Source organism: Lactococcus sp. bn62, assembly GCF_029492705.2.
Taxonomy (GTDB): Bacteria; Bacillota; Bacilli; order Lactobacillales; family Streptococcaceae; genus Lactococcus; species Lactococcus petauri.
This window is the reverse complement of the sequence record NZ_CP120417.1, coordinates 401,439-427,239: the sequence shown is the minus strand read 5'-3', so window position 1 is coordinate 427,239 and position 25,801 is coordinate 401,439. Positions and strand designations below refer to the sequence as shown.

Here is a 25,801-nt window from a genome sequence, read left to right as displayed (position 1 = left end):
TAATGAAGAAAAAGATTTTTAATAAGATTGTGATTATACTGGCGGCCTTGCTCAGTATCATCATCATAACAGCTGGTATTCTTGGTCGACAGATACTTTTTCGTGATTATCCTGTTTTCCAGTCAATGTCCCAAAAAGAGATTGTCGAAGCAACGAATATCCTACCTGAGGATAACGACTATATCAAAAAATTAAAAAATAATGCGCTTGACGTCTATCTGAGTAATGCTTCCAGTGAACTCGCGGAAAAGTTAGAGGAGAACGAAAAACGCGTCAACAGTATTGTCAATGGCGAACTTCCCGAACAACAGTTTTCACAAAATCAGGACGAATTACAACAAGCGCTGGGCGCAAGCGATGAGCAAATGACGCAACTTGCTCAAACTTATGAGAATGCCCGCCTTAATCGTTCCATTGATCAGCTCCAAGCAGAAACAAAAACTTTAAAAGCTGAGCAGTTGTCTCAGTTTATTCAAGATGCAAACCAATTGGCACAACAGACTGAGAAGAGTATTCAATCTTATATTGAAGATAATAATGCTGTTTCTAAATCGACGATTTCTGTTTCGGTTCAAGCCCTCAATGATGCAAACTCTCTCCTTAGTAACTTTACACAGTTTGTAAACTATACCAATAATTACACAGCTATCACACAACTTCAATTTGATAAAATTTCTACAAATAATTCACTCATGGCAGACTTTCTCCCTGTATTTAACAAGGTAAATGCTTATCTCAGCCAGAAGGAAACCGTAGAAGCTCGTATCAAAGAGTTAACAGATTTCCAACAAAAAGTCGAAAAATCAGAACAGTTAAAAAGTTCAAGCATAGAAATGCCTAATCTCAAAGGTCAAACACTTGCGGCCATAAGAAAACAAGCAGGCATCGATTATAAAATTGAAGTGGAGCCAAACTATGAGGACAAAGATACAGCGATTGTAACTCAACAAAAACCTGAGCCCTCTCAGTATACTCGTATTCTAAAAGGTCAAACAATTACGGTTCAAACACAGAAAAAAGTTGAAGAAAAGAAAACTTCTTCTGTTTCTGCTAAAAAAGACAAAGAAAAAACAGAAGCCTCCAAAAAAGAGGACACTAAAGCTAAAAAGAAAGGAGATGAATAATGGCTAAAAAAATAATTCTCCGCACCCTTGCCGTTCTTTTTCTGCTCTTCTTGTTTGTAGGCGCTGTTGGTGCTGTTGGTGCCGTCTATCTTCTGGATAAAGAATCACACCAAGCACATACGATCGAGCTTAAGCCTTCCCCACAAGCCATCTCCCAATCCTTTACTATTACGGATATTAATGGAAAAGCACTTCAGGATTCCTCAAATATCTATAAGTACATTCCAGCACAGCTCTCAGGCAAAGATAAAAATATTCCTGAACTATACACAAAAGCTTTAGTCGCAGTTGAGGATAGTGACTTCTATTCCCGTAAAACTAAAGGTTATTCTATCAAAGGGGTAACTAATGCCGTCTTATCAGAAGTACTTACGAAATTACATCTCGCAAACGGTGCACGTGGTGGCTCAACCCTTGATCAACAATTAGCAAAAAATCTTGCGCATGGAGGTTTTACTGCCGATAAATCATTGTCCCGCAAAATCGTCGAATTGATTGATGCGCATAGCCTTGCTGAACGCTATTCTCGAGAAGAAATTCTCACCAGTTATCTCGACACCTTGCGTTTGACACCTGAAACCATTGGCCCTGGGGCTGCTTGGAACAATCTTTTCTCTACACCGATGATTACCTCAGAGAAAACACCACTCTATATTGCTCAAATTGCTTATTTAGCGGGGCTGGGTCAAGCACCTTCAACCTATGTTCAAGATTTTGAAGGCGCAGGGAAACAACGCGCCTTGACTGTTCTTTCGGTGATGAAGTCCAACAAAATTATCTCTGACCAAGAATACAAAGACAGCGCCGAAGCTGTGAAAAAAGAACTCGCACTTAAGCCAAGTTATACACAAGGCATCCCCCATGCTTATCAAGCCTATATTGCACAAGTACAAAAAGAGCTTGGCCAGATTGCTTTACCAAGAAACGCTAAGGTTGTTGTCAAAACATATGCTACGAAAGCACACTTGGATTATCTAGAGAGCGTTGCAAATCATACCGCACCTGATGTCTCAAATATTCCACGTAATAATCTGCCAGAAGGTACTTTAACTGCAATATCTGTGGTTGATACCCAAACAGGTCATATCTTAGCTTTAAATACAAATTCGGACAATCCACAATTGCCAATTTCCTCTGGCCGTTCTTCAGGTTCAACGATTAAACCATTACTCGATTATGCGCCCGCTCTTGAATATGGCTATATCAATGAAAACAGTACCTTGAATGGTAATGCTACAACTTACGCTGATGGCACACCGCTGATGAATTACGGTGGGAATAATTATGGCCCTGTTCCTGTCGGTTTTGCCCTTGGTAACTCTTTGAACTCTGCAGCCCTGCAAACCTTTAACATGACCAATAATGAGCAAAAAAACAGTATTATGCAGCCACTTGGTATTGCTTCTGTCAAATATGACCAAGAATCCATGTCTATTGACTATAATTTGTCTCCTTTACAGTCTGCATCTGCATATTCTGCGATTGGTAATGATGGCGTTCGCGTTACCCCTACTGCTGTGGCTTCTGTCACGGTAAATGGTCAAGAACTGCCACTTACTCAGCCTGAATCACAACGCGCCATGAGTTCTTCAACAGCTCGTTCGCTTGTTAATCTCATGCAAAATGTTACACAACCTAATGGTTCCGAGCCTTTAGCTGCTCAGCCGCAATGGCCGAATGCTTTCGCCACTAAGTCCGGGCTCTCTAATTTCCCCGATACTGCCACAGAACCGGCCCGTAGTCAAGGTGCTCCTGATGCTTGGATGGCTGCTACCTCTACAGGTGTTTCAACCGCTGTATGGGTCGGAAGCCCAGATATGAGTGGAAAATATTATGTGCCAGCTGCGCCTATTGAACAAGAAAACAATATGCGTGTCTATCTTTTGAACAACACCATCAGATATATGAATCAAGGCAGAAATGTGCCGCCATTTAGTTACTCAGGCACAGCGATGTCCCATGAACCTCTCTTACCAGAGCTGCCCCAGCTCACTGAGCCACCAACGACCCAAGCTATCCAGCAAGCTAAAGCCTTTGATGCTGTTGCTCCAAGTGTTACTCCCGGTTTAGAAGAATTTTATCAAATGCACCGTCAAGACAAGCTCTTAGATGCTGACTCCGTATATGGTGCTAAGAACTAAGTTCTTTATAATAAAAAAGCTGCTTGCAAGCAGCTTTTTTATTTATGATGCAACGGTCAGTTGTTCTTGAACATACTGTGCATAAAGTGGGTGTGATTTTACAAGATCACTGTGTTTACCTGCTCCTGTAATTGCTCCCTTTTCAATAAAGTAAATGTTATCTGCATCAACAATTGTGGATAAACGATGAGCAATGACTAATGTTGTTCTACCTTTCATCAGGCTATCCAAAGCTTTTTGAACCATTGCTTCTGACTCTGAATCTAGACTAGCTGTGGCTTCATCGAGCATGAGAATTTTCGGATTACGCAAGAAGGCACGTGCAATAGCTAAACGCTGACGTTGCCCACCTGATATCTTCACTCCACGTTCCCCTACTTGTGTATCCAATTTGTCGGGCATATTTTCGACAAAACCGCGTGCAAAGGCTAAGTCTAGCACTTCCCATAATTGTGCATCACTGTATGTACCGTCTAAACCATAAGTCAAGTTGTCACGAATTGTTCCTGCCATAATCGCTGAATCTTGTGAAACAAACCCAATTTGGCTACGCCAATCTTTGAGGGCTAAGTTTTCAATATCATGATTCCCCATTGTTAGTTTTCCTCCTGTTGGTTTGTAGAAGCGTTCCAAAATAGAGAAAATAGTTGATTTTCCGCCTCCAGAAGGACCTGCAAAGGCAACAATAGTATTTGGTTTCGCTTCGAAAGTAATATTTTTCAATATTTCTTCAGAGTCATCATATGAAAAACTAATATTTTCTGCACGTAAAACTTGGCCTTCAATATCTAGGTTTTCTCCAAGACTTAACTGCTCTTGTTCTTCTTCTAAAACTTCATTCAGACGGGCTGTGGCTCCTGAGGCTTTAGAACTTGCGGTAAAGAAAAGCGCTAGAGTAGGAACAGAACCAATCATGTTCATAAGATACATCAAGAAGCTCATCAAAGTGGCCATCGTCATTGCTCCTACGGCAACACGATGAATTCCATAAAGCAGCAATCCAAAGATTGTTGACATCATTAACAACATCATAATTGGTTGCATGGAACCATCAAAAATTGCTTCACGAAGCCCGATTTTATAAAGCTTATTGATGTTTTTTTCAGCTGAATGTGTCGCTTGTACCTCCGCATTGGAAGACTTGACCAAACGAATTTCGCTAAGCACTTCACTTGCTGTGCCAGAAAATCCTGCAAGAGCATCTTGACGCTGGATTCCAAATTTTCGGCCAAAAGTGGCCAAGGGCATAATAATCAATGTCGCAATAGGAACAGCTATCACCATTGCTACAGTCATCTGCCAATCCATACGAAACATCATAAAAATTGAACCCACAAGAAGCAAAAGGCTTGTTAAGGTTTGAGGTACAGTATTAGCTAAAAGATCTTTCACTTGGGTTGTATCATTGACCAAGCGGCTTCCAATTTCTCCTGTTTTGACTTCATCAAAGTACTTTACAGGCAGGTGAACCATCTTATTCCACACTGTTAAACGTAATCTTTTTACTACATTTTCTCCAAAAAATCCAAGCACTGAGGCACCAATTGCACCAAGTAAGGCCGAAAGGATGTAAACAAGAACTACATTTCCTAAAAGACCATAATTAATCCCTTGTGCAAATCCTGAAATAAGTGGCTGTATCATTTGAGGTACAATGAGCTGTAATACCGCTCCCACAATCCCTGACAACATCCCAATGGCAAAATAGGAGTATTTTGGTTTACTCTTGGCAATGAGTTTCAAAAAATCCTTACTTTTTATTTTATTGGCTTTTATTTCTTTTTCCATTTTTATCTCCTTCAATTACTTAGTTTTTATTTTCGTAAAACTAACAAAATTGATTATAAAACTTTTAATTAGTTTTGTCAACAATAAAACTAATTATTTTGGGATAAAAAACCAACCCATAAGGTTGGAATAATTTTTAATATTTAAATTCACCTACAGTACGGAATCCAATATTTTTAAATGAACTCATTTCGGCTTGATTGACATCTGTAGTTTTAAAGTTTTTTGCAAATTTCGCTGCTGATACACCATCTAAGCGTGTGAGTTGTTCACCATTGAACATCCAGATTGACCCATTCATTTTAGAATTTTTGTCGTTTACTTTATATAAAATCATTTCGTCTTCTTCTCCTTCATCTGTTTCTGATTCACCGGCTTTGCGCCATACTTCATAGTACTTAAAACTGTTGCTACTTAAATATGTACTATTAATTGGTAAATCTTGTATTGCTGTATTAGCTTGACCATTAGTATAATAGCAAGTCGAGGTAATAATTTTGCCACCTCCAGTAATTACACCTGTATGGCCTCCTGCGCCTCCTGATTCTGCCATTGAATTTCCAGCAGATAGTAGAATAATATCTTCATCCTGCATTTGATTCAGATTAGAACCTGACATATTTCCTGTTAGAATTCTCGTATAGCCACATTTTGAGAGATAACCACCTAAGGTTACGGTATTATAAACATAATCATAAGCAACTCCTGTCGCTTCTTTAAGGGCTATAACAATACTACCTGAACAGTCTGCTGTTCCATCTGTACCAATACGAGAGCCTGTCATGGAGTAGGTGATTTGATTACGATGTGTATTGAACCAATCAACTACTTTTCTACGATTACTTGAAGTTGAACCTTGGAAAAGGTTATATCAATAACGTGCCTGTGTACCTCGAGCAGGTTGATTTGGATTTAACGGCCGTTCATAATATCGAATAAAAATATCCGCCAATGTTTCAGGAGATGCCGTACTCTTAGTAAATTGTGCAAAAGTCATACTTGGGTGATAAAACTGTTGATTGTTTGCAACTTCCCACTCAATACGCTTGCATTGAGAGAAAACATCTTGATAAGCTAAACCTTTTGATTTTGCCCAGTCAATATATTTTGTCGCTGGTGTCCATTGAACAAGGCCATAACCACCATTCATATTACCAACTCTATCACTTTCCCAGCGATCGGCAATAATACCGCTCTCACTCTGCATATTACCTAGGAGAGCAGATACTGACTGTTTTGTCCATCCGCGTGACGTAAGATAGTCCCAGATTTGTTTTGCTGTTTCTTGTTGTCCCAGTTTATTTTCCTCCTTTTTTTATACAATTCTAATAAACCCGTCGACTTACCGATTGTTCTACCTAACATACAGCTGCATTTTTTAGGAATGACTTCAAGTTGGAATCGAACCAACCGTCTCTTATAGACTTGCCATTTTGAAGCCTGATTTAATTATATGACCGAATTTTCATTTATTCCAGATTGGAAAACCAACCTCTATAAAGCTAATTTTTCTGCTTGAAGATGGCGACCAAGTTTTGCTTTATTGCCGATCACATTTATAATTGTAAGCCCTAATTTTAAATTGTTTCAGGTAAAAACAAAAAAACTGCTGAATTCAGCAGTTTTTTATATTATACAATCTATTGCGAAAGGCGGCAGACGGATTTGAACCGACGATCAAGCTTTTGCAGAGCCATGCCTTACCACTTGGCTATGCCGCCACAACATTAATCATTATATCGAAATTTAAGGATAAAAGCAAGAACTTTTACAGCTTCTCAAATTTCACCCCTCAAGGGTTAAGAAAAAGCCCTAAGCAATTTCTCTTAGAACTTTTCTTTTTTCTCAAAGTGTTATCGATATTAATTTGCCGCTTTTTCTAAAGCTTGAATACGTTTTTCCTGGCTAATAATTTCTGTAGCCAAATCTTTGAAGGTAATTGAGTTCATCAGATGGTCTTGCGCATGTACCATATAGAGATCGATTTCTGTATGAATACCTTGTGCTTCTTTTGTCAGCATATCTGTTTGAACATCATGGGCTTGGAGCAACTCTTGGTTCGACTCCTGAAGTGATTTTTCTGCTGCTTCAAAATCTCCTTCTTTTGCTTGTTGGATTGCTTGAAAGGCTAAGCCTTTGGCATTTCCACCATGCATGATGATTCCCATCACAATTTCCATTCTTTCTTCGTTCATTACATCCCCTTTTATTTCGTCGTCTTGAGTTCTTTTACTTCATTAAAGCTTCTGCTGCTTCAAGGACTTTATCGCCACGCATCATACCGTAGTCTTGCATTTTGATCACATCCATTGGTACATCAGCAGCTTGTGCTTTCTTTTGTACCTCTGCTTTCATGAAGCCTACTTGAGGTCCTAAGAGAAGGACATCAGGTTTAGGGGTAGCAGCAAGCATGTTATCGATATCTGCTGTTGATTTTGCGAAAATTTCGTAGTCCAATCCTTTATCTGCTGCTGCTTTTTGCATTTTAGAAACTAAAAGTGATGTTGACATGCCTGCTGCGCAAGCTAAAGCGATTATTTTATCAGCCATAATTATTTTTCCTTCTTTTTCTTTTTATAGTCTTAAGTATACCGCTTTCATTGATTTTTTGCAAGTGTTTTCATAATGACAGAGTATGACTTTAGATACTGTCCCCATTCTCTTTAATGAGCGCTTGATACCAATAGTAAGAATCCTTGGGTATTCGCTTGAGACTACCTTCCATACTTTCGTCCTGATCCACATAGACAAAGCCATAGCGTTTCTGATAACCGTTCAACCAACTGAGTAAGTCAGTGTAAGACCATGTATGATAGCCAATCACTTGAACACCATCGGTTAAGGCTTCTTTTATAGCTTTAACATGACTTTCCAGATATCTAATGCGGTAATCATCATGAATTTGCCCTGCCTCAAGCTTGTCATACTCTCCTAAACCATTTTCTGTAATCATCACAGGTATGCGGTAGCGACTGGTAATTCGACGTAAGGCGATACGCAATCCCATTGGATCAATTTCCCAATCCCAGTTTGTACGTTCAACAGCAGGATTAGTTACACGTTTGTACAAGCCCGGAATGCCTTGGTCGCCTCCTGAGCCCTTAACTCCGGTAGTATTCATTTTACCAAGTGTGACTCCACCTTCGCGCGGATTCCAAGCATTGGCAGCAGTTTGATAATAATTAATCCCTAAAAAGTCTGGTCGGGCTGATTTTAAGAGTTCAAAATCACCCTCCTCGGTTTCAAACATCAGATCATTTTCTTTAAGATAATTCAAAGCCACAATAGGATATTCGCCATAGCAATAGACATCCATCCAAAAATGAGCAAACATTTCTTCTGCATTTTCAGCTGCCAAGATATTAAGGGGATTAGAATCGAGCGCGTAGTTTGGTGTATAAGCAAAGGAAGGACCGATTTGACCGGGCATATCCATTTCATGAAAAGCATTGATTACAGCTGCATTAGCCAAATTTGCATGGTGATTGACTTGATAAAACAGCTTCATATCTACCTTTCCAGGTGGGTGCGTTGCCAATATCCAACCATGTTGTGTAAAGATGTTTTGTTCATTCAAGGATACCCAATACTTCACTTTTCCTTTAAAAGCTGTAAATAGTGTTTGCGCATAATGCACAAAATCCTCAATAATCTGGCGATTTTCCCAACCTTGATATTCTTCTTCAAGAGCTTGCGGTAAATCCCAGTGATAGAGCGTAACTACCGGTTCGATATGATTAGCAATCAATTCATCAACCAAATCCATATAAAATTGTAAGCCTTGTTGATTAATTTCGCCCCGACCTTCAGGAAAAATACGTGTCCAAGCAATTGAAAAACGATAGGATTTTAACCCCATTTCAGCCATAAGTGCTACATCTTCTTTGTAGCGATGGTAGTGATCAACAGCAATGTCTCCTGTTGTCTCCTTAAAAGTTTTTCCTGGTATGCGGACAAAATTATCCCAAACTGATGGACCTTTTCCGTCTTCGTCATGCGCACCTTCAACCTGATAAGCTGCCGAGGCCGAGCCCCATAAAAAGTTATCGGGGAAAGCTTTTAGTTTTGTATGTTCCATTATAATTTTTCTCCATTTGAGGCTATGACTTGACTGTACCACTCAAAGGAATCTTTCTTCGAGCGTTCCAAGCTGCCATTTCCTTCATTGTCTTTATCTACATAGATAAAACCATAGCGTTTTTTCATCTCTCCAGTTCCTGCAGAAACAAGATCAATAAAGCCCCATGGTGTATAACCCATTAAGTCTACGCCATCGTACTCGACAGCATCTTTCATCGCTTCAATGTGTGCTTTTAGATATTCCACACGGTATGGATCATGAATACTGCCATCTTCTTCTACTTTATCCACAGCACCAAAACCATTTTCTACAATAAAGAGTGGTTTTTCATAACGCTCATTGAACCAATTCATGCTATAACGCAGACCTAATGGATCAATTTGCCAACCCCATTCTGATGCTTCGACATATTGATTTTTTACCAAATCTCGGTTTTCGATATAATCAAAGGTTGGCGCTCCCAGATTCTCTTGATTCTCCATTTTTTCAGCTGTACTTGGCATATAATTTAGCTTAAGACTTGGATCAATCTTTTCAGCCTGATCTTTAATAGCAAAACTCATATAATAACTAAAGCCGATATAATCTACTTCGCCTTTGGATAAATCTTCAATATCTTCCGGAGTAATGTCCAAATCAAAGGCTTTACGTTCAAAATATTTGAGCATATAGCTTGGATAGTGTCCACGCGCATGGACATCGGTAAACCATAAACGCCGTTGCATGGCAACCTGTGCTGCCATCATATCTTCGGGTTTACATGTTGCAGGATAAATAGGACACATCGCAATCATGCAACCAATTTGGAAATCAGGGTTAATCTTATGTCCTAGATCTACAACTTTAGCAGAAGCCACTAATTCATAGTGGGCTGCTTGGTACATAATCTTTTCACGGTTCTCGCCTTCCACGAACTTCAAACCAGAGTTAGTGAATGGTGCAAAATCCAGATCAAAATTTGCTTGATTATTTATCTCGTTAAATGTCATCCAGTATTTAACTTTATCTTTATAGCGGGTCATTACTACTTCAGCAAATCTTACAAAAAAGTCAATCAAGCGGCGATTACGCCAGCCACCATACTCGGTAACCAAGTGATAAGGCATTTCAAAGTGGGAAAGCGTGATGACTGGCTCAATACCGTTTTTCAAACATTCATCAAATAAATCATCGTAAAATTGAAGACCTTCTTCATTAGGCTCACTTTCATCTCCATTTGGAAAAATACGTGTCCAAGCAATGGATGTACGGAAACAGTTCACACCTAACTCTGCAAAAAGTCTGACATCATCTTTATAGCGATGGTAGAAGTCAATGGCTTCATGGTTTGGATAATTTTCACCGGGTAAGACACCATCTGTAATCCGGCGCTCAACACCATTTGCTCCAGCAGTCATAACGTCGGCCACAGAAACCCCTTTGCCTCCTGCATTCCAGCCGCCTTCAAGTTGATGAGCAGCAACTGCACCGCCCCATAGGAAATCTTTTCTTAAAGTCATTTTTCTTCTCTCTTTCCTCTAATTCTGTTGATTTAACTTTAAATCTTTTACAAGGTTTGAACTTGCGTATACTTCAGTTCTTAACATCCTCCCCTTTTTTAGACGCTCAGTTCCCCTCTATAAATGTAAACTCTCCCAGCTCTTGATGAGTTTACATTTATAGAAGAGAGATTAAGTCAATGCTTAATCTCATCTCACTATTATGCTTGTTCAGCTTGCTCTGCTTCATATGCTTCTTTTTCTTGTTGTACAAGAATCGCATCATATTTTTTAGCAAATGGCCAGTATATGGCACCTGTCACAAAAATCATCAAGGCTTGCCATGCTGCACCTTGCCAACCTCCGACAATCAAACCTGAAAGGATTGGCGGTGTTGTCCATGGGACGAAGATACCATTAAACGGTGGGATAATTCCCAGCGCAATAGCTGCATAAGTTCCAAATCCTGAAACGAGAGGGGCAATCAAGAATGGGAAAGCCAAGATTGGGTTTAAGACAATCGGCATACCAAAGAGTACAGGCTCATTGATATTGAAGAAGGCTGGTGCTAATGTTAATTTACCAATGGTTTTCATTTGAACAGAACGCGCACGGTAAATCATAAAGATAACGAAACCGAAAGTCATTCCTGAACCTGTAACCGTAATAAACTGATCCATAAAGGCTTGCGTAACAATATGTGCCCCATGATCAAGTGATAAGTTACCCTCTTGGAACAATTTGAGGTTATCGGCATTGTTAGCCAAGAGCAACGGTGTCATGATACCGCCAATAACTGTGGCACCATGTACCCCAAACCACCAGATAAATACAGGTAAGAATGCAATTAAGAAGACACCAAGTGGGCCGTCTGTAGCATGTTGCAAAGGTGTTTGAATTAAAGTATAAATCCATTCAATCGGTGTTTGATCCGTTGTCAATACAGATAGGGCATAGATAAGCATTGCTACAAAAGTAATAACGAAAGCTGGCACTAGAGCACCAAAGGAATCTGATACATTTGCAGGCACTTGTTCAGGAAGTTTGATACGGATATCTTTTTTCATGAACCATGAGTAAGACCAACCGACCAATAAACCAGCAAGCATGGCGAGAATCATTCCTTTACCGCCAAGCCAAGCTGCATCAATAACACCACTTACTTGATACTCTCCCACGACAGCAGAACCATCAGCAATTTTAGTCACCGTTGAAATAGTACTTGGTTGAAGCATAACCATGACAATAATAGAAGTCAAACCAGCAGAGGCGCCTTCATATCCTTCGCTCTTCACCCAAGAATAAGCAATACCAAAAGCTGCAAAGAGGGCCATAATACCAAATGAAGCAGCATAGGCTTGATTAAAAATAGGGGCCCAACCAATTTGTGCAATCCAGTCCGCAACATTTTGTTGAGGGAAGTTTGCTAAGATGAGGAAGATTGCTCCAATAATAATGAAAGGTATTGGATACAACATACCGTTTTTAATTGCTGTAACGGCTTTTGTGTTCAAAAATTTCATCATCGGAGGCATTAATTTCTCGTTGATAAATTTATTCATATTTTTACTCCAAAAATTTTATTTTTAATTCATTAGGGCATCTGCAGCTGCAACTACATTTTTGCCATTCATCATGCCATAGTCTTGCATCTTAATCACATCACAAGGAACTCCTGCGGCATTCGCTTTCTTAGTAACTTCTGCTTTCATATAAGAAACTTGAGGACCTAATAAGAGCACATCTGGTTTGTTCGAACCAGAGCCTGCTAACATATTATCGATCTCTGCTACTGACTTAGCAAAAATTTCATAATCTTTTCCAGCTTCTTTTGCTGCTTGTTGCATCTTCGTTACCAGCAATGATGTTGACATACCTGCTGCACATGCCAGTGCAATAACCTTTTCTGCCATTTTTTCTCCTTATTCTTTTGAGCTCAAGAATATTATAGCGTTTTCTGAAAAGGCTTTCAAACGATAATATGAAACACCTTTCCTGTATTGAAACAAAGAGAAAATGGCTTAAATTAAGGATTTATGGCTTAATTTTTTGCAATAAATACAAAAAAACTTGCAAAAATTGCAAGTTATTTAAAACATGTTTCGCATTTTGGAACAAATCGAACACTATTCCTCTAAAAAATGGAGCGTTTTATGAGCCAGAACTTCAAGAACTGCAACAACAGGAAGTTGTGTCGTTAAATTTCCTAGCGGATAAAGTTTAGACCATTCCGGCGTGAGATTGTAAAAGAGTTGCAAGTCAGCCAGCCGGCCAACTGTACTGTCTTCATTATTTGTCAATGAAATAATTTGTGCACCTTCTTGTTTGAATTCCAACTCCTTATTAATGATTTGAATCGTTTCTCCTGAGGCCGATAAAATCAATGCAATGACATTACCTGTGCCATTGATTTGGATAGCTTGGAAAGGATCATTAATAACAAAGGCACGTAAACCTACATTCACAAAGTATTTACATGCATAATCAGCTAAAGAACCTGAGTTCCCAATTCCCATAAAAACGGTATAATCTGCTTTAGCAATCATCTTGGCAGCTTCAGTCAGTCGCTTTTGATAACTTTCAGAATTCATACGGCGTAAAAACATATCAAATTCTAGCATATTGTCATAATGCTGCTCTTCCGCCGTTTTAGGTTTGCTTTGATTTTTTAGAAAAAATTTTAATTCTGCCCAACCATTAAAGCCCAACTTTGTACTCATTCTTACGATTGTTGTAGTAGAAACATGAAGCTGGCTAGCTAAGCTCCGAATCGTTGCTTTTTGAACCTTATCTGGAGATTTGATGATAAAATCAAGGACCAAGGTTTCGAGCTCATTAAGCTTGCTTATTTTTCAGGTTGAAACATAAAAACTCCTTTATCTAGCTTAAAATAGTGTATATTTGATCAAATAGTAACCCAGAGCTAAACACTCTCGAGCGTAATTGCTCATAGTCTGCAAAGCAGAGGTCTTACTTTCTGCTGCATAACCTTGCACGTTTTTGTAGCCTAATTTGGAAGCCAAATAAAGGCTACGATAAAGATGAAAGTCGCTCGTCACAAGTAGTGTTTTCCCTTGCACATACTTTTGAGAAAGCGCGAAATTCTCGACAGTATTTCGCGCTTTCTTTTCTTCAATGATTCGGCTAGAGTTTAAACCATGTGCTTTGAGATATGTGGCCATTCCCTCAGCTTCAGATACAGGAGAAGCGGAACTTTGATAACCTGTAACAATAACTCTAGCTTGAGGATTGCTCTTAGCAAGTGTTAAAGCAGTATCAAGACGGCTCTTCGTAGTAGATGCAGGCTGACCATCTGGCTCAATCTTACTGCCTAAAACTAGTATCGTCTTAAATTCTTGTGCTGTATCTCCTTGATAAGCGACATCACTCCGTATCAAAAAGAAACAGAAAAGGCCATAGGCCGTTCCCAAAGCAAAGATTAACCCTAAAACTCGAAAGAATTTTTTCATTAGAATTTTTGTTTGCGGGCTTCACGTTGCTTACGTGCATTTTTATTGTGCTCTGCACGACGTTTTTTCGTATTTTCTTCTTCAATCGCCCATTTCAAGGCACGTTTATAGCCTGGTTTGACTTTTTTCTTACTCTTAGCCAACTGACCACGCATTTTGTTAGACAACTCTCCAGTCTTGGCTGTACGTTTTTCACGGCGATCACGATCATAAGAATCAACAATCTCACCATTTTTCACAGCTTTAGGTTGGAATGTTACACCCATTTTTTCAATTTCACGAATGGCTGAATCATCAGAAGGACTGTAAAGTGTAATCGCCGTTCCCGACAAACCATTACGTCCTGAGCGTCCTACACGGTGTACAAAGAAGGAAAGATCACGAGGAAGTTCATCATTGATAACATGACTTACACCTTCGATATCAATCCCACGTGCTGCAATATCCGTTGCTACAACAAACTGATAATCTAAGTTCTTGATGCTTGCCATGATACGTTTCCGTTCACGTGGTGGGATATCACCATGAATTTTTGCTGCTTTGACACCATTGTTGACTAAGAAATGATGAATATCATCAACGCGTCCCTTTGTATTGGCAAAAATCATTGCCATATAAGGATTGGTTGCCTTCGAAAGTTGCAGTAAAATTTGGTTATGTGATGCGCCTTTAGTTGAGATCAGCCAGTTTTCAATCGTGTCTGAAATCACAGTCTTATTCGCAATTTTTTCCATCACAGGATTATTCAAATATTTTTTAAGGAAAGGCTGTAACTTTTGTGGAATAGTTGCAGAGAAGACCAGCATCTGTACTTTTTTACCAAAGCTGGCTGCAATTTTATCCACATCTGTCAAGAAGCCCATATCCAAAGTCATGTCCGCTTCATCTACAACAAAAATGGATGCCGTATGAATAATCAAAGCTCCCGATTTAAGTAAATCTTGGATACGCCCTGGTGTACCAATCACGATATGAGGTTGTGAAGACTCAAGTTTCTTAATTTGACGCGCTTTATCTGTTCCACCCACATAGTTGACCACGCGGATTGCATCATTAAATTTAACAAATTCTTGAGCTGCATGATAAATCTGTGTGGCAAGTTCACGAGATGGTGCAGTGATTACGGCTTGGACTTCATCAAGCTCTGTGTTCAATTGTTGGAAAATAGGGAGCAAGAAAGTATGTGTCTTTCCTGAACCTGTTTTTGATTCCCCTACCAAATCACGGCCTGATAATACGACAGGAATCAGTTTTTCCTGAACGGGGGTTGGCGAAACGAACTTGATTGCCTCAAGCGTTTCATTGATATAATTCTTAAAGTTAAATTCTGTAAATTTCATAGCTCCTATTATAGCATGAATAGTGCATTTATAAAACAGGGTTCGCCTTTTTAATTCCAATTCTTATTGAAAAAAGCAGAAAAGCAAAAAAAGCACCTCCAAGGTGCTCTTTTTTATGTTATTTAGCTTTAGCGTAAAGTTCGTTTACTTTATCCCAGTTAATCAAGCTAAAGAAAGCTTCGATGTAATCTGGACGAACATTGCGATATTTCAAATAATAAGCATGTTCCCAAACGTCAAGACCAAGTACTGGAATTTGTCCATCAGAAATTGGGTTATCTTGGTTGGCTGTAGAAACAACTTTAAGTTTACCGTAATCGAGAACTAACCAAGCCCAACCTGAACCAAAACGTCCTGTAGCAGCTGCTTTAAACTCAGCTTTGAAGTCGTCAAATGAACCAAAAGCTTCATCGATGGCTGCAGCGATGTCACCTGTTGGTGTACCACCTGCGTTTGGAGCAAGCCATTCCCAGAACATTGTGTGGTTCAAATGTCCGCCACCGTTGTTACGTACCGCAACGCGGATATCTTCTGGCAAACGGTCCAAATAAGCCACTAATTCTTCAACAGTTTTATCAAAGAATTCTGGGTGTTTTTCAATCGCTGCATTAAGATTATTTACATAGGTTTGGTGATGTTTATCATGGTGCAAATGCATTGTTTCTTCATCAAAGAAAGGTTCCAAAGCGTCATATGCATAAGGTAATTCTGGAAGTGTATAAGCCATAGTATTCTCCTTAAATTTTAATATACTATTATTATAAAGAAATAAGAACCGTTTACAAAATTATCTGCTTATCTTTTCGCTCTTCACGAAAATACTTCAAATCTCGGTCATAGATAAATTCAACCCCTGTTAAATCATCATACTCCCGTGCACCAACCAAAGTATAGAGCTTTGTTAAATCATCTTTCCAGTGGCTAAACATTTCATCCAAGGCTTGAGAACCTTGGGTATGTAGGATGGTTAAAACATGCCCAGCCGAGCTGGCTAAAGGCGCACCCAAAAGTTGAGCGTGCAAGATATCTGTAGCTGATGCAATACCTCCCGTAGCAATCAGAGGTTTAGTATTTTGCGCCAATTGAGCTTCAATGAGGCTCTCGGGTCCTGTCAAACCAAAATCATTTAAGTTTAAGGTGCTGTGCCCGCGTCCACTCTCAATCCATGCAAAATTTGTGCCACCTTTACCGCCAACATTAATGCCAGCGATGGCTGTTTGGCTAAGCTGTTTAAACATTTTTTGACTCATACCAAAGCCGACTTCTTTGACTACAACAGGAACATCTAAATTTTCAGCGATACGATTAATATTTTCAAGCCAGTAAAAAGAACGATCCCCTTCACTATCCTTCATGACTAACTCTTGTCCGGTATTAATATGAATTTCTAAAGCATCAGCAGAGAGCATTTCGACAGCCTTTTGTGCATTTTCTAAAGAGTGTCCTGCTCCCATATTTGCAAAAATGAAACCCTTTGGATTATGTTGACGCAATTGACGGAAACCTTCCGCCAATTCGGGATATTTCAAAGCAATCGACTGCGAGCCGACGGCCATTGCTATATGATGGTGGGCCGCAATCTCCGCTAACTCTAAATTAACCTTATCACCTTTTTTAGATCCCCCAGTCATCGCTTCTATGTAAAAAGGAAAATCAAACTTATGTTCCAAAAGAGTAACCGATAAGTCAACTTCTTGTGTAGAAATTTCTGGCAAGCCATTGGGAACAACCCGTAATGCAGCAGAAAACTCTGAGCGATTTCGGCCTTCGCGCCAGTACTTTAAGCCAAGTGATAAGTGTTCATCCTTCCGATGTCCGTGGATTTCTTTACTCATTTTGTTTTCCTATTCTTATTTTCTCAAGCTTCATTCCTTCTGCTTCAAGAGCGCTCCTTAACTCGACTATCTTGTCTTCACGCTCTGCAAAAAGAATAATATTTTCACCAAACCCCGCACCTGAAATCTTTCCAGCAAATTCGGGTTGGCTATTCACAATATTCAGAGCTAAAGCCAGTTGATCAGTCATATAGCCTTTTGCTTGGTGCTCAATAAGTAAAAGTTGATTTTCGAGGAGTTTCTCTTTAAAAAGAGCGAAATCCTGCATATCAATAGCTGTACTTATTTCAATAACAAGTTCATCACTTTTAACATAAAATGCCTCAGAAAGTTGATGTTTCAATTTTTCTACTGTCTTCGCAGATTGAGCAGTTTGGACAACATAAGGCTGCCAAGGAATCGTTAGCGGAAGGACTCGCTGATGATTTTCATAGAAAATACTGCCACCATACATAATTGCAGCAACATCGCCACGAGAACCGCTCCCTTGCACATCATAATGTGCTTGGGCCGCAATTTCAAAGCGTTTTTTCAAGGGAAGATTGAGCTGAAAAAAAAGATTGAGTGCATTCACAACGCCGACAACGACACAAGCTGATGAGCCATAACCCTTCTTGTTTTCGCCAAAACCCAGTCCACTCTTGATTTCCAAGTGAAATTCCCGGGTCAATTCAACTTCTTTACTCATATACTTGATAGCCGTCATGACAAAATTCCAAGGCCCGCTCTGCTCAGGTTTAATTTCCTTTACTGAGAAGGCATGAGCAGGCATTGCCACATTCGTTTCTAAAAGACTGTGGCCCTCTACTTCTGAAATAACCACTTGGAAATCACTCTCAAGACTCGTTACCAGAGCTAAACCTCCTAGACGAGTAACCGCATATTCTCCTGCAATAAAAAGTTTTGCAGGCACATCTATTTTATAAGTACTCAAGTCCGCCCCCCGCATGTGCAATATCAAAAATAATATTTGGAAAATTTTCCCGTAGTTTTGTTAGAAGTACTTTCTCTGTCGCTCTGTCTGTAATAATTTTAACGTTTGGCCCAGCATCGATGGTAACAAAAGCCAAGAGTCCTGCTTTATAACATTCTTGCGTAAAGGCAATAATCCGTTGAGTATCTTCAGTAAAGTAATCAAAAGGTTCCACACAGAGGCGATTCTGTTCATGCATACCCAAAGCATTATTTTCTGCGAGTAAACCAATCTTTTCAATATCTGCCTGACGAATCGCACTTTTCATTTCTTCAAGCTGACGTGCTGACTTTTCTACCCAAGCGCTGTAGGTCGGAGCAGTTTGAGCAAGTTGCATCCCCCGTGTTGAAGACATTTTCTTTTGGGCACTTGATATTTCAGCAACAATCATGGACAAGTGGATATCCTCATCATAAAAGCTCTCAGCATAAGAGGAAACGTCGTCTTCACCCTTGTTCCAAACAGCAAAATTACCAAAGACTGAACGCGAAGCTGAACCAGAGCCACGCCGTGCAATTCTTGACATTTCTGTCAAATCGGCTGGTAATTCGAGGAGTCCAAACATGGCACCTGTCAATGCGGCAAAGCTTGAGGCTGAGGAAGCCAGTCCGGCAGCAGTTGGCACATGATTTTCAGAAGTGACTAAAACACCTGGAAAAGAACCATGCTTTGCACGAAGCATTTCTAAAAATTGATGCACACGAGTAGCATCGGTGTTCACCCCATTTAAAATCAGTTGATCCTGGTCATTAAAAGTAACAGACGTCGTTGTATAAAATTGATCCAAAGTCATTGATAAGGAACTTGTCGTAGGAATATTCAGCGCCACATCCGCCTTCCCCCAATATTTAATCAAGGCAATATTCGTATGTGCTCTAACAGTAAATTCATTCATTTATATTTTTTCCTCTTGTCGATTAATCTCTCCTATTATAACAAAGGTGGCGTAATTTAGCCATTTGTCGTTTTTGAATTTTACTCCTCCATATCGTAAAGGTCTCACAAAAAACCACCTGAAAAGGTGGTTATTTTTATACATATTTCCTGAAAGAGGAAAAGAGAATCTCCATACATTACTTACTTCACAACGGTAACATTACAAGGTGCATGGTTTACAACATAGGCTGTTGTAGAACCCAAAGTCATACGCTCAAAGTAATTAGAACCTGTAGCCCCCATCACGATGAGATCACACTTCTGTTCCGTTGCAAATTCAACAATTTGCTTCTTAGGAATACCTACTACCACAAAGGTTTGAACTTTGACATTGTCTTTTACAATAGTTACTGCTTCTTGCAAGATCATCTCGGAAGCTTTTGTATAATTGTGCTTAAGAATCGGCAGGGCATGACCATATAATTTTCCGTCATCTTGGACCGTTAGGACCGAAAGTTCTATATCGTTTAAACGTGCGATTTCCATTGCCTCTCGGAGTGCTTTGTATGAGTTGTCTGAACCGTCAATGGGAACCAAAATATTTTTGTAATTCATCAAGATTTCTCCTTCCTTGCTTTGCCTATATTATAATGCTTTCTAATAATAAATAAAAGCAGCATGCATTAAAAATAAGCAGTCAAAGATGACTTCGTAAAACAAAAAACCTTAAGTGGCTTATACACTTAAGGTTTCCTTATACTTCATTTTTAAACAGAGTAAATCCAAGTATTCTTGGCGCCATTTTTCAAAAGCTTTTGACTAATGCGGATTGCATCTTTTTCATTAGCTGCTAGAGCGACCATTACCCCACCTAGACCTGAGCCTGTAAGCTTAGCTCCCAGAGCACCATTTCTCAGCGCTGTGTCTACTAAGGTATCTAAGCGCGGGTGTGAAACTCCAAGTGAAGAAAGATTTTCATGCGCTTGGTTCATCACTTGCCCCAAATCTTTTAATTTATTTGTCATGAGAAAATCTTTTGAAGCTTTTGAGAGTTGACCTAACTTTTCAATATGGCCTTGTGCTTTGGCCTTATTCTCTGATAATTTTTCCCTGACTATGCTAATCGCTTGACTAGTAAAGCCGTGTACACCTGAATCTCCAATAACCAGATAACCAGATAGATTGATATCAAAAGATTCGGCAGTTTGACCTTTAATAAACCAAAGCGGTAACTCCGAATTAACGGTTGCGACATCAATTCCTGATGAGCGGCCATGTGTAATATTCTCCGAGAAGTTAGCAAAAGATAAGAGCATTTCATCTGTTAGCTCTGCATCAAAAAAATCATAAAAGGCACGTGTGATTGCTGTTGCTAGAGCTGCTGATGCTCCCAATCCCCGTCCCAAAGGAATATTCGAATCAATTTCCAGAGAAAATGGAAGTTTGACGGAATGGAATTTTTCTAAAAGACGTAGGATGAGTTGGCGTACCCCCTCAAATTCGTCTCCTAACACATCCAATCTGCGCCGTGATTCATTATTTTCAATATATTGTCCGTATTTGATAGAAGAAATTGTAACGGTTGTCTTCAGAATAGTAACAGGTAACGCAATTGCAGGCTGCCCATAAACAACCGAATGCTCTCCAATCAAAATTAATTTGGAATGAGCGGTTCCTGTGCCCATTTTATTTGTAGTCATAACTATAAATTCTCCATTAAAGTACGCAAAGGTACTTGACAATTTTATAAAATTTGAGAGTGAAAATCAAGTAGCAATTCTTTTTTTGCCCATAATATCTAGATAAATAGGATAAATCTGTCCTTTCTCTTCTGGTATTGTGTCAAAAAAGTTATAATAAAAACATGGACAATTTACGCAAAGCAATTGAAAAAATGGATATTGTCACTGTCGATGCTGCAGTTAAATATAGTGGGTTAAGCAGAAAAGTGATACTTGATTTTATCCATGAAAATCCTCATCTAAGAATCTTTGATGAACAAGAGCAACATTGGGTTAATGAAAATGTTGATGGACATTGTTAAATACAAATAAAAAGTGCTTCTAGCACTTTTTATTTGTATTGCTCCATTCCGGGTACCTGATCTCCCCCAAAATATTTTTGAGAAAGTTCTTTCAAATATCCATCTTCAGCCATTTTTTTAATCTCTTGGTTAAGATCTTTTTGAAGTTGGGTTTGACTATTGTCAAGGATATAGTAAGTATAGGTCTTGAATTCAGGATATTTTTCAAGATCTGTAGGTACTGTATCAGATACACCTGTTACAGCATGTTCTTTAACAAGATTTTCCGCAGCAGATTTTGAAGCAAAGATAAAGTCCATTTGTCCATCAGAAAGAGCTTGTAAACGTTCTGCCAACCCGCGTTTTGAATAATCTACGGTAATTTTTTTATCAGGATGTGCACTATTCCACTGATCCATAATGTCACCATAGTTGGTCCCTGTTGGAATCTCGGTTTTCTTCCCTACAAGCCCTTCAATGGTTGTGATTTTATCTTTATCATTAGAGAAAATCGCATTAATGCCTTGCGTTGTGGGGAAACTAAAGAGATACTTTTCCTCACGCGCCTTTGTTTTACCATAAATATTCACACCGATATCTGCACGTCCTGCATCTAGAGCTGCAAGAATAGCACTGTCATCGTATGTTTTAAAGTCAAATTTATATTGAGGCAAATTTTCATCTGCTTTTTTGAGAATATCATATTCATAACCTGTCAGCTGCCCATCCTTCGTATACTCGTAAGGATTTGATGATCCAGAGATTGCCACATTGACTGTGGTCGTTTTTTCTTGACCGGCGGTTGTACTTTTATTCGAATTCGAGCACGCTGCTAGTAGAGTAACACCAGCTGCACTCAAAGCCAATAAGGTTATAACTTTATTTCTTTTCATTATATCTCCACTTCCTTTTTACTTACGTTTTGATTTTAACATAAACTAAACAATTTCCATTTATCTACGCTTATAAATAAGTGCTACATTGATAAAATAAAAAAACAACCTAAAGTTGCTCTTTCTATTTTATAAATCATGATACTGTGCATAAAGATCCTGTCGCACCAGCTCACGCTCTTTCGCCACTTGCTTGATGGCTACGTTAGGTTTTATTCCCGATGCAACCAGAAGTTGAACAGCTTCTAATGCTGTAGTCTCATCCTCTGAATTATCCTCAACTTCTCCATTGAAGCCAGCAACGATAATTAAACATTCTCCCTTAATCGGTTGCTCTTTTAAAGAAAGTAAAACTTCTGAAATTTTACCTCGACGATATTCTTCATAAATTTTGGTTAATTCGCGTATTAAGGTAACGTCTCGATCCCCATAGATCTGAGCCATATTTTCTAAAGTCTCTGCGACACGATAAGGAGACTCATAAAAAATCTGCGTTTCAGGATAGGTCATTTTAGTTTCCAAAAACTTCTTCTGTTCACCTTTTTTACGAGGTAAAAAGCCGTAAAAAATATGAGGCTGTGGGACTAATCCAGAAGCGATAAGACCTGTTATTCCAGCTGAAGCGCCTGGTAGGGCTACTACATCGATATTTCGCTTAATGGCTTCCACAACTAAATCATGACCTGGATCAGAAATTGAAGGCATACCTGCATCTGAGACTTGTGCTAGCGATTTTCCTGACATAAGAAAATCTAAAAGCTTCGGAATTTTATCAAAGGAGTTATGCTCATGAAAAGACTCTTGAGCCACCTTGATTTCAAAATGATTAAGTAATTTTTGAGTGTTGCGTGTATCTTCACTTGCTACCAAATCCACGGTTCTTAGGGTTTCCAAAGCACGTAGTGTCATATCCTGCATGTTGCCGATAGGTGTTGGCACTAAGTAAAGCTTACCTGCGCTTTTTTCACCTTTAAAGCTTCGTTGTATATTTATCATCTGTACAAAAGCTCCAAGCAGTCCAAGCAATTTTCACCATCTTGCAAACGCTCTGCATAATGTAAATGACACACATGAAAGCCTTCATTAAAAATTTGAATCAGATTTGGATTAGGTTCATCTTTTGACTTTGAGCTAGCTTTTTCTTCTTTTTTCTCAATATGCGCTAAACGTTCGCGTAATTTTTCATTTTCCATGCGAATCGTTGCATTTTCTTTTAAGGATTCATCCAGTGCATCACGCACCGTTGAAATTTGGCCCAGTGTATAAGCCAAACTTTCCTCCAACAGCCCCAGTTGCACATAAATCTCATTTTTATCGATCATCATTTCCCCCATAACTTACCTCTATGTCAATTCTTCTTAAAGATTTACCTCTGAAATATCAAACTCTTTTATTGTATGCTCTAAGCGAAGCTTAATTTTGTTATTCAAAATATTAAGACCAATAACTTTCCCCTCACCATCTACAGTCGTAATATGTTCACCAAAATCAGGAAAATTTTTACGTGCTTCCCTATAAAACTCATCTTCATAAGACAAACAGCACATTAAACGACCACAAAGACCATTCAATTTGCTTTGTTTTAAAGAGAGCGACTGATTTTTTGCCATCTTAATAGAGACATTCGGAAATTCGTAAATAAACTCCGAACAACAAAGCGGTCGTCCACAAGGACCAACACCGCCATACATTTTTGCAGCATCACGCGCTCCAATCTGACGAAGCTCAATTCGCGTACGAAAAGTCGCAGCTAATTCTTTAAGTAAAGCTCGAAAATCCACTCTATTTTCCGATGTAAAGGACACAAAAAGCTGACTTTGGTTTAAATTATAAGCTGCATTTGTAACCTTCATGTCAATCCCACAATCTGCAACAATTTGGCGAATCTTCGTGCAGGCTTGTTGCGAGAGCTGCTCTGTCGTATAAATCAACTCTTCATCTGCTTCTGTTGCTGCACGAACAATTTCTCCGGATGTATCAACATTTTTATCTTGTGGGAGTTGCTTCATTACCCGGCCATAAGTCTTGCCTTTTTCGTTTTGAATAATGACTTGCGTTCTTGGTGCAAATGTTTCATGACTACTTACAAAGGTATTTTGTTCTCCATGTGTAAACTCTACTTCGTAAATCATATTATCTTCTTCCTATTTCAGCACTATATATTCCAAACAAGCTCCAAAGCGCACATTACTTTTCCACATTTTTTCTGCTTGAAAGGTTTTTTGAACCCATTCGGACATCTTTTCTTGATTAAAAAGCTCCAAGAGCAGAGAAAAGACTAAAGTTTGTTTCTCCTTATCCTCAATATTTTCTGCGACATTTGTTAGATAAATAAAAGCTTCCCGTCGATCCGTCTTAACTAATTTCAGCAATTGTTGGAGTTTCTTCAATGTATCATTAAACCAAGTGGCTCCACTTAAATCCTGGGCTTCTTCTACCGAGTTACAAACCCGACTCAGTAATTCTGCCTGTGTTTTTAAGACACCATTTTGTTCCAACGTTTCTTGCATGTAGGCACTATTTTTGGGGAAACTAAAAACTTGTGTCCGTGATTTAATGGTGGGTAACATGAGATTATCATTTTCTGTGAGCAAAAAAACATGTGTTGCATTATCAGGTTCTTCAATGGACTTAAGTAAAGTATTTGCCGCATTGCTGTGCATTTTTTCAGCTTCAGTGATAATGACCACTTTCTGAGCGCCTTCAAATCCTGACTGACTAAAAACTTCCGACAAGTCCCGAATTTGTCCTGTTTTTATAGTTTGACCTTCCGGACGAATAATGTGTAAATCGCTAAATTCATCCCTAGCAACTAAACGACAGTGACGACAGTTCTCACAAGGTAAATTGTCCTGTAAATTTTCACAAAAAATAGCCTGACTCAGCCAAATAGCCATATCCAAACTACCAAAACCCCCACTAAAGAGATAAGCATGGCTCAGTTTATTCACACGTAAGATATGCTTAAAGCGTTCAAAAAGTGCTGGTTGAATATCTGCAATTTTCATGAAAACTCCTTAGTTTGAAATTTTATTACAAACAAAATTTCTTTTTGATGACTGTTAACGTGTCTGCAACAACTTTGTCAAGTTCTTGACTGGCATCAATCGTGACAAAGCGCTCAGGCTCATTCTTAACAATTTCTAAGTAACCTTGTCTGACTTTACGATGCATCTCAGCACGTTCGAGATCAAGTCTATTGACTTCATCTGCTCTATTTTTCATAATTCGTTCAAGTGCAACATCTGTATCAATATCGAAATATAATGTCAAATCCGGTTTAAGACCATCTGTTGCAAATTCATTAAGCCAGTTTACAGGTTCAACACCAAGTTCACGTCCGTAACCTTGATAAGCAACCGATGAATCAATAAAACGGTCAACAATTACCATTTTGCCTGCAGCCAGCGCTGGAAGCATTTTGGTTTGCATGTGTAGACGACGTGCCGCAGCAAACAGCATCAGCTCTGTCTTACTGTCAATTTCTGTATTTTCTGTACTTAAAATTATATTTCGAATCTCTTCTGCCACACGTACACCTCCAGGTTCACGTGTCTGAAGGACTTTATAAGACGATTTTTCTAGTTCGGGAAGAATATTTTGTAAAACGGTTGTTTTACCGGCCCCATCTGGCCCTTCCAAACTAATTAATATTCCATTCATATCTTATATTATAGCAAAAATAAAAAGAAAAAATATGGGAAAAATGTTCTTTTATAAATATTGTTTACTATATAAGTTTCTTATTTTACAAATGATTTCACTTTTGTAAAAATTCT

The 25,801-nt window shown here is 38.9% G+C and carries 26 protein-coding genes, 1 tRNA gene and 1 pseudogene; 3 read left to right on the top strand and 25 right to left on the bottom strand.

Translation table 11 applies throughout. The features are described 5' to 3' along the window. Window positions 1-2: 2 nt before the first annotated feature. Together P3G65_RS02470 and P3G65_RS02465 are read left to right on the top strand one after the other, a co-directional pair. Window positions 3-1,124, top strand: coding sequence for a PASTA domain-containing protein (locus tag P3G65_RS02470; protein WP_019292905.1), 1,122 nt, complete (start codon window positions 3-5; stop codon window positions 1,122-1,124). Beyond that, window positions 1,124-3,265, top strand: coding sequence for a transglycosylase domain-containing protein (locus P3G65_RS02465; RefSeq protein ID WP_019292906.1), 2,142 nt, complete (start codon window positions 1,124-1,126; stop codon window positions 3,263-3,265). The genes P3G65_RS02470 and P3G65_RS02465 overlap by 1 nt, the downstream gene beginning before the upstream one ends. A gap of 42 nt (window positions 3,266-3,307) precedes the next feature. Here the strand turns inward: P3G65_RS02465 and P3G65_RS02460 are convergent, their stop codons facing one another. From P3G65_RS02460 to mvk, 19 genes and pseudogenes are all read right to left on the bottom strand, one after another. After that, window positions 3,308-5,053, bottom strand: a complete 1,746-nt coding sequence (locus P3G65_RS02460) for an ABC transporter ATP-binding protein (protein ID WP_019292907.1) — start codon at window positions 5,051-5,053, stop codon at window positions 3,308-3,310. A 136-nt stretch (window positions 5,054-5,189) separates the two neighbouring features. Beyond that, window positions 5,190-5,837, bottom strand: coding sequence for a peptidoglycan amidohydrolase family protein (locus P3G65_RS02455; RefSeq protein WP_284071318.1), 648 nt, complete (start codon window positions 5,835-5,837; stop codon window positions 5,190-5,192). Window positions 5,838-5,924: 87 nt separating this feature from the next. Further along, on the bottom strand, window positions 5,925-6,323 hold the full coding sequence (locus P3G65_RS02450) for a phage tail tip lysozyme (protein ID WP_284071361.1): 399 nt from the start codon (window positions 6,321-6,323) through the stop codon (window positions 5,925-5,927). 380 nt (window positions 6,324-6,703) lie between these two features. Beyond that, window positions 6,704-6,774 (bottom strand) — tRNA-Cys (locus P3G65_RS02445). A gap of 141 nt (window positions 6,775-6,915) precedes the next feature. After that, the gene (locus tag P3G65_RS02440; RefSeq protein ID WP_019291330.1) at window positions 6,916-7,248 is read right to left on the bottom strand and encodes a PTS lactose/cellobiose transporter subunit IIA; all 333 of its coding nucleotides are present in this window, start codon (window positions 7,246-7,248) and stop codon (window positions 6,916-6,918) included. Between the two features lie 34 nt (window positions 7,249-7,282). After that, window positions 7,283-7,603, bottom strand: coding sequence for a PTS sugar transporter subunit IIB (locus P3G65_RS02435; protein ID WP_003133928.1), 321 nt, complete (start codon window positions 7,601-7,603; stop codon window positions 7,283-7,285). A gap of 91 nt (window positions 7,604-7,694) precedes the next feature. Then, window positions 7,695-9,131: a glycoside hydrolase family 1 protein gene (locus tag P3G65_RS02430; protein ID WP_019291331.1), complete on the bottom strand. Its 1,437-nt coding sequence runs from the start codon at window positions 9,129-9,131 to the stop codon at window positions 7,695-7,697. After that, on the bottom strand, window positions 9,131-10,633 hold the full coding sequence (locus tag P3G65_RS02425; RefSeq protein ID WP_019291332.1) for a 6-phospho-beta-glucosidase: 1,503 nt from the start codon (window positions 10,631-10,633) through the stop codon (window positions 9,131-9,133). The genes P3G65_RS02430 and P3G65_RS02425 overlap by 1 nt, the downstream gene beginning before the upstream one ends. A 200-nt stretch (window positions 10,634-10,833) precedes the next feature. Further along, window positions 10,834-12,174 (bottom strand): PTS sugar transporter subunit IIC, encoded by a 1,341-nt coding sequence (locus tag P3G65_RS02420; protein ID WP_019291333.1) that lies wholly within the window; start codon window positions 12,172-12,174, stop codon window positions 10,834-10,836. A 24-nt stretch (window positions 12,175-12,198) separates the two neighbouring features. Then, window positions 12,199-12,525 (bottom strand): PTS sugar transporter subunit IIB, encoded by a 327-nt coding sequence (locus P3G65_RS02415; protein WP_019291334.1) that lies wholly within the window; start codon window positions 12,523-12,525, stop codon window positions 12,199-12,201. Window positions 12,526-12,738: 213 nt separating this feature from the next. Further along, a pseudogene (locus P3G65_RS02410) lies at window positions 12,739-13,478 on the bottom strand (MurR/RpiR family transcriptional regulator). A 19-nt stretch (window positions 13,479-13,497) separates the two neighbouring features. After that, window positions 13,498-14,082, bottom strand: coding sequence for a YdcF family protein (locus P3G65_RS02405; RefSeq protein ID WP_019291336.1), 585 nt, complete (start codon window positions 14,080-14,082; stop codon window positions 13,498-13,500). Beyond that, entirely contained in the window at window positions 14,082-15,422 is a 1,341-nt protein-coding gene (locus P3G65_RS02400) for a DEAD/DEAH box helicase (RefSeq protein ID WP_019291337.1), read from the bottom strand. Before P3G65_RS02400 ends, P3G65_RS02405 begins: the two co-directional genes overlap by 1 nt. Window positions 15,423-15,540: 118 nt before the next feature. Further along, window positions 15,541-16,149: a superoxide dismutase gene (locus P3G65_RS02395; protein WP_019291338.1), complete on the bottom strand. Its 609-nt coding sequence runs from the start codon at window positions 16,147-16,149 to the stop codon at window positions 15,541-15,543. 52 nt (window positions 16,150-16,201) lie between these two features. Then, window positions 16,202-17,257, bottom strand: coding sequence for a type 2 isopentenyl-diphosphate Delta-isomerase (gene fni / locus P3G65_RS02390; protein ID WP_019291339.1), 1,056 nt, complete (start codon window positions 17,255-17,257; stop codon window positions 16,202-16,204). Continuing rightward, window positions 17,250-18,191, bottom strand: a complete 942-nt coding sequence (locus P3G65_RS02385; RefSeq protein WP_019291340.1) for a mevalonate kinase — start codon at window positions 18,189-18,191, stop codon at window positions 17,250-17,252. The genes fni and P3G65_RS02385 overlap by 8 nt, the downstream gene beginning before the upstream one ends. Beyond that, window positions 18,178-19,125, bottom strand: coding sequence for a diphosphomevalonate decarboxylase (gene mvaD / locus P3G65_RS02380; RefSeq protein ID WP_019291341.1), 948 nt, complete (start codon window positions 19,123-19,125; stop codon window positions 18,178-18,180). Before mvaD ends, P3G65_RS02385 begins: the two co-directional genes overlap by 14 nt. 182 nt (window positions 19,126-19,307) lie before the next feature. After that, complete coding sequence (locus tag P3G65_RS02375; protein WP_019291343.1) at window positions 19,308-19,721, bottom strand: universal stress protein; 414 nt, start codon at window positions 19,719-19,721, stop codon at window positions 19,308-19,310. 152 nt (window positions 19,722-19,873) lie between these two features. Beyond that, window positions 19,874-20,806: a mevalonate kinase gene (gene mvk / locus P3G65_RS02370; RefSeq protein ID WP_019291344.1), complete on the bottom strand. Its 933-nt coding sequence runs from the start codon at window positions 20,804-20,806 to the stop codon at window positions 19,874-19,876. A gap of 164 nt (window positions 20,807-20,970) precedes the next feature. Here mvk and P3G65_RS02365 point away from each other — a divergent pair, with 164 nt between their 5' ends. Continuing rightward, on the top strand, window positions 20,971-21,150 hold the full coding sequence (locus P3G65_RS02365; protein ID WP_029343527.1) for a hypothetical protein: 180 nt from the start codon (window positions 20,971-20,973) through the stop codon (window positions 21,148-21,150). Window positions 21,151-21,179: 29 nt separating this feature from the next. Here the strand turns inward: P3G65_RS02365 and P3G65_RS02360 are convergent, their stop codons facing one another. The 6 genes from P3G65_RS02360 to tmk all read right to left on the bottom strand — a co-directional run bounded on the left by P3G65_RS02360 (window position 21,180) and on the right by tmk (window position 25,685). After that, entirely contained in the window at window positions 21,180-22,022 is an 843-nt protein-coding gene (locus P3G65_RS02360; protein WP_019291346.1) for a transporter substrate-binding domain-containing protein, read from the bottom strand. A 129-nt stretch (window positions 22,023-22,151) separates the two neighbouring features. Continuing rightward, a complete protein-coding gene (rsmI, locus tag P3G65_RS02355; protein ID WP_019291347.1) occupies window positions 22,152-23,018 on the bottom strand; it encodes a 16S rRNA (cytidine(1402)-2'-O)-methyltransferase in 867 nt (288 codons plus the stop codon). After that, window positions 23,015-23,356 carry a DNA replication initiation control protein YabA gene (locus P3G65_RS02350; RefSeq protein ID WP_016171014.1) on the bottom strand — a complete coding sequence of 114 codons (342 nt, stop codon included), beginning with the start codon at window positions 23,354-23,356 and terminating at the stop codon, window positions 23,015-23,017. The genes rsmI and P3G65_RS02350 overlap by 4 nt, the downstream gene beginning before the upstream one ends. Before the next feature lie 24 nt (window positions 23,357-23,380). Continuing rightward, window positions 23,381-24,154: a regulatory iron-sulfur-containing complex subunit RicT gene (gene ricT / locus P3G65_RS02345; RefSeq protein WP_019291348.1), complete on the bottom strand. Its 774-nt coding sequence runs from the start codon at window positions 24,152-24,154 to the stop codon at window positions 23,381-23,383. A 12-nt stretch (window positions 24,155-24,166) separates the two neighbouring features. Further along, window positions 24,167-25,030, bottom strand: a complete 864-nt coding sequence (locus P3G65_RS02340; protein WP_019291349.1) for a DNA polymerase III subunit delta' — start codon at window positions 25,028-25,030, stop codon at window positions 24,167-24,169. Window positions 25,031-25,055: 25 nt separating this feature from the next. Further along, a complete protein-coding gene (gene tmk / locus P3G65_RS02335) occupies window positions 25,056-25,685 on the bottom strand; it encodes a dTMP kinase (protein ID WP_019291350.1) in 630 nt (209 codons plus the stop codon). Window positions 25,686-25,801 lie beyond the last annotated feature (116 nt).

Coding starts and splice junctions, on each gene's coding strand:
- P3G65_RS02470 (WP_019292905.1), top strand. CDS start 3: ATGAAGAAAAAGATTTTTAATAAGATTGTGATTATACTGGCGGCCTTG.
- P3G65_RS02465 (WP_019292906.1), top strand. CDS start 1,124: ATGGCTAAAAAAATAATTCTCCGCACCCTTGCCGTTCTTTTTCTGCTC.
- P3G65_RS02460 (WP_019292907.1), bottom strand. CDS start 5,053: ATGGAAAAAGAAATAAAAGCCAATAAAATAAAAAGTAAGGATTTTTTG.
- P3G65_RS02455 (WP_284071318.1), bottom strand. CDS start 5,837: ATGACAGGCTCTCGTATTGGTACAGATGGAACAGCAGACTGTTCAGGT.
- P3G65_RS02440 (WP_019291330.1), bottom strand. CDS start 7,248: ATGAACGAAGAAAGAATGGAAATTGTGATGGGAATCATCATGCATGGT.
- P3G65_RS02435 (WP_003133928.1), bottom strand. CDS start 7,603: ATGGCTGATAAAATAATCGCTTTAGCTTGCGCAGCAGGCATGTCAACA.
- P3G65_RS02430 (WP_019291331.1), bottom strand. CDS start 9,131: ATGGAACATACAAAACTAAAAGCTTTCCCCGATAACTTTTTATGGGGC.
- P3G65_RS02425 (WP_019291332.1), bottom strand. CDS start 10,633: ATGACTTTAAGAAAAGATTTCCTATGGGGCGGTGCAGTTGCTGCTCAT.
- P3G65_RS02420 (WP_019291333.1), bottom strand. CDS start 12,174: ATGAATAAATTTATCAACGAGAAATTAATGCCTCCGATGATGAAATTT.
- P3G65_RS02415 (WP_019291334.1), bottom strand. CDS start 12,525: ATGGCAGAAAAGGTTATTGCACTGGCATGTGCAGCAGGTATGTCAACA.
- P3G65_RS02405 (WP_019291336.1), bottom strand. CDS start 14,082: ATGAAAAAATTCTTTCGAGTTTTAGGGTTAATCTTTGCTTTGGGAACG.
- P3G65_RS02400 (WP_019291337.1), bottom strand. CDS start 15,422: ATGAAATTTACAGAATTTAACTTTAAGAATTATATCAATGAAACGCTT.
- P3G65_RS02395 (WP_019291338.1), bottom strand. CDS start 16,149: ATGGCTTATACACTTCCAGAATTACCTTATGCATATGACGCTTTGGAA.
- fni (WP_019291339.1), bottom strand. CDS start 17,257: ATGAGTAAAGAAATCCACGGACATCGGAAGGATGAACACTTATCACTT.
- mvaD (WP_019291341.1), bottom strand. CDS start 19,125: ATGAATGAATTTACTGTTAGAGCACATACGAATATTGCCTTGATTAAA.
- P3G65_RS02375 (WP_019291343.1), bottom strand. CDS start 19,721: ATGAATTACAAAAATATTTTGGTTCCCATTGACGGTTCAGACAACTCA.
- mvk (WP_019291344.1), bottom strand. CDS start 20,806: ATGACTACAAATAAAATGGGCACAGGAACCGCTCATTCCAAATTAATT.
- P3G65_RS02365 (WP_029343527.1), top strand. CDS start 20,971: ATGGACAATTTACGCAAAGCAATTGAAAAAATGGATATTGTCACTGTC.
- P3G65_RS02360 (WP_019291346.1), bottom strand. CDS start 22,022: ATGAAAAGAAATAAAGTTATAACCTTATTGGCTTTGAGTGCAGCTGGT.
- rsmI (WP_019291347.1), bottom strand. CDS start 23,018: ATGATAAATATACAACGAAGCTTTAAAGGTGAAAAAAGCGCAGGTAAG.
- P3G65_RS02350 (WP_016171014.1), bottom strand. CDS start 23,356: ATGGGGGAAATGATGATCGATAAAAATGAGATTTATGTGCAACTGGGG.
- ricT (WP_019291348.1), bottom strand. CDS start 24,154: ATGATTTACGAAGTAGAGTTTACACATGGAGAACAAAATACCTTTGTA.
- P3G65_RS02340 (WP_019291349.1), bottom strand. CDS start 25,030: ATGAAAATTGCAGATATTCAACCAGCACTTTTTGAACGCTTTAAGCAT.
- tmk (WP_019291350.1), bottom strand. CDS start 25,685: ATGAATGGAATATTAATTAGTTTGGAAGGGCCAGATGGGGCCGGTAAA.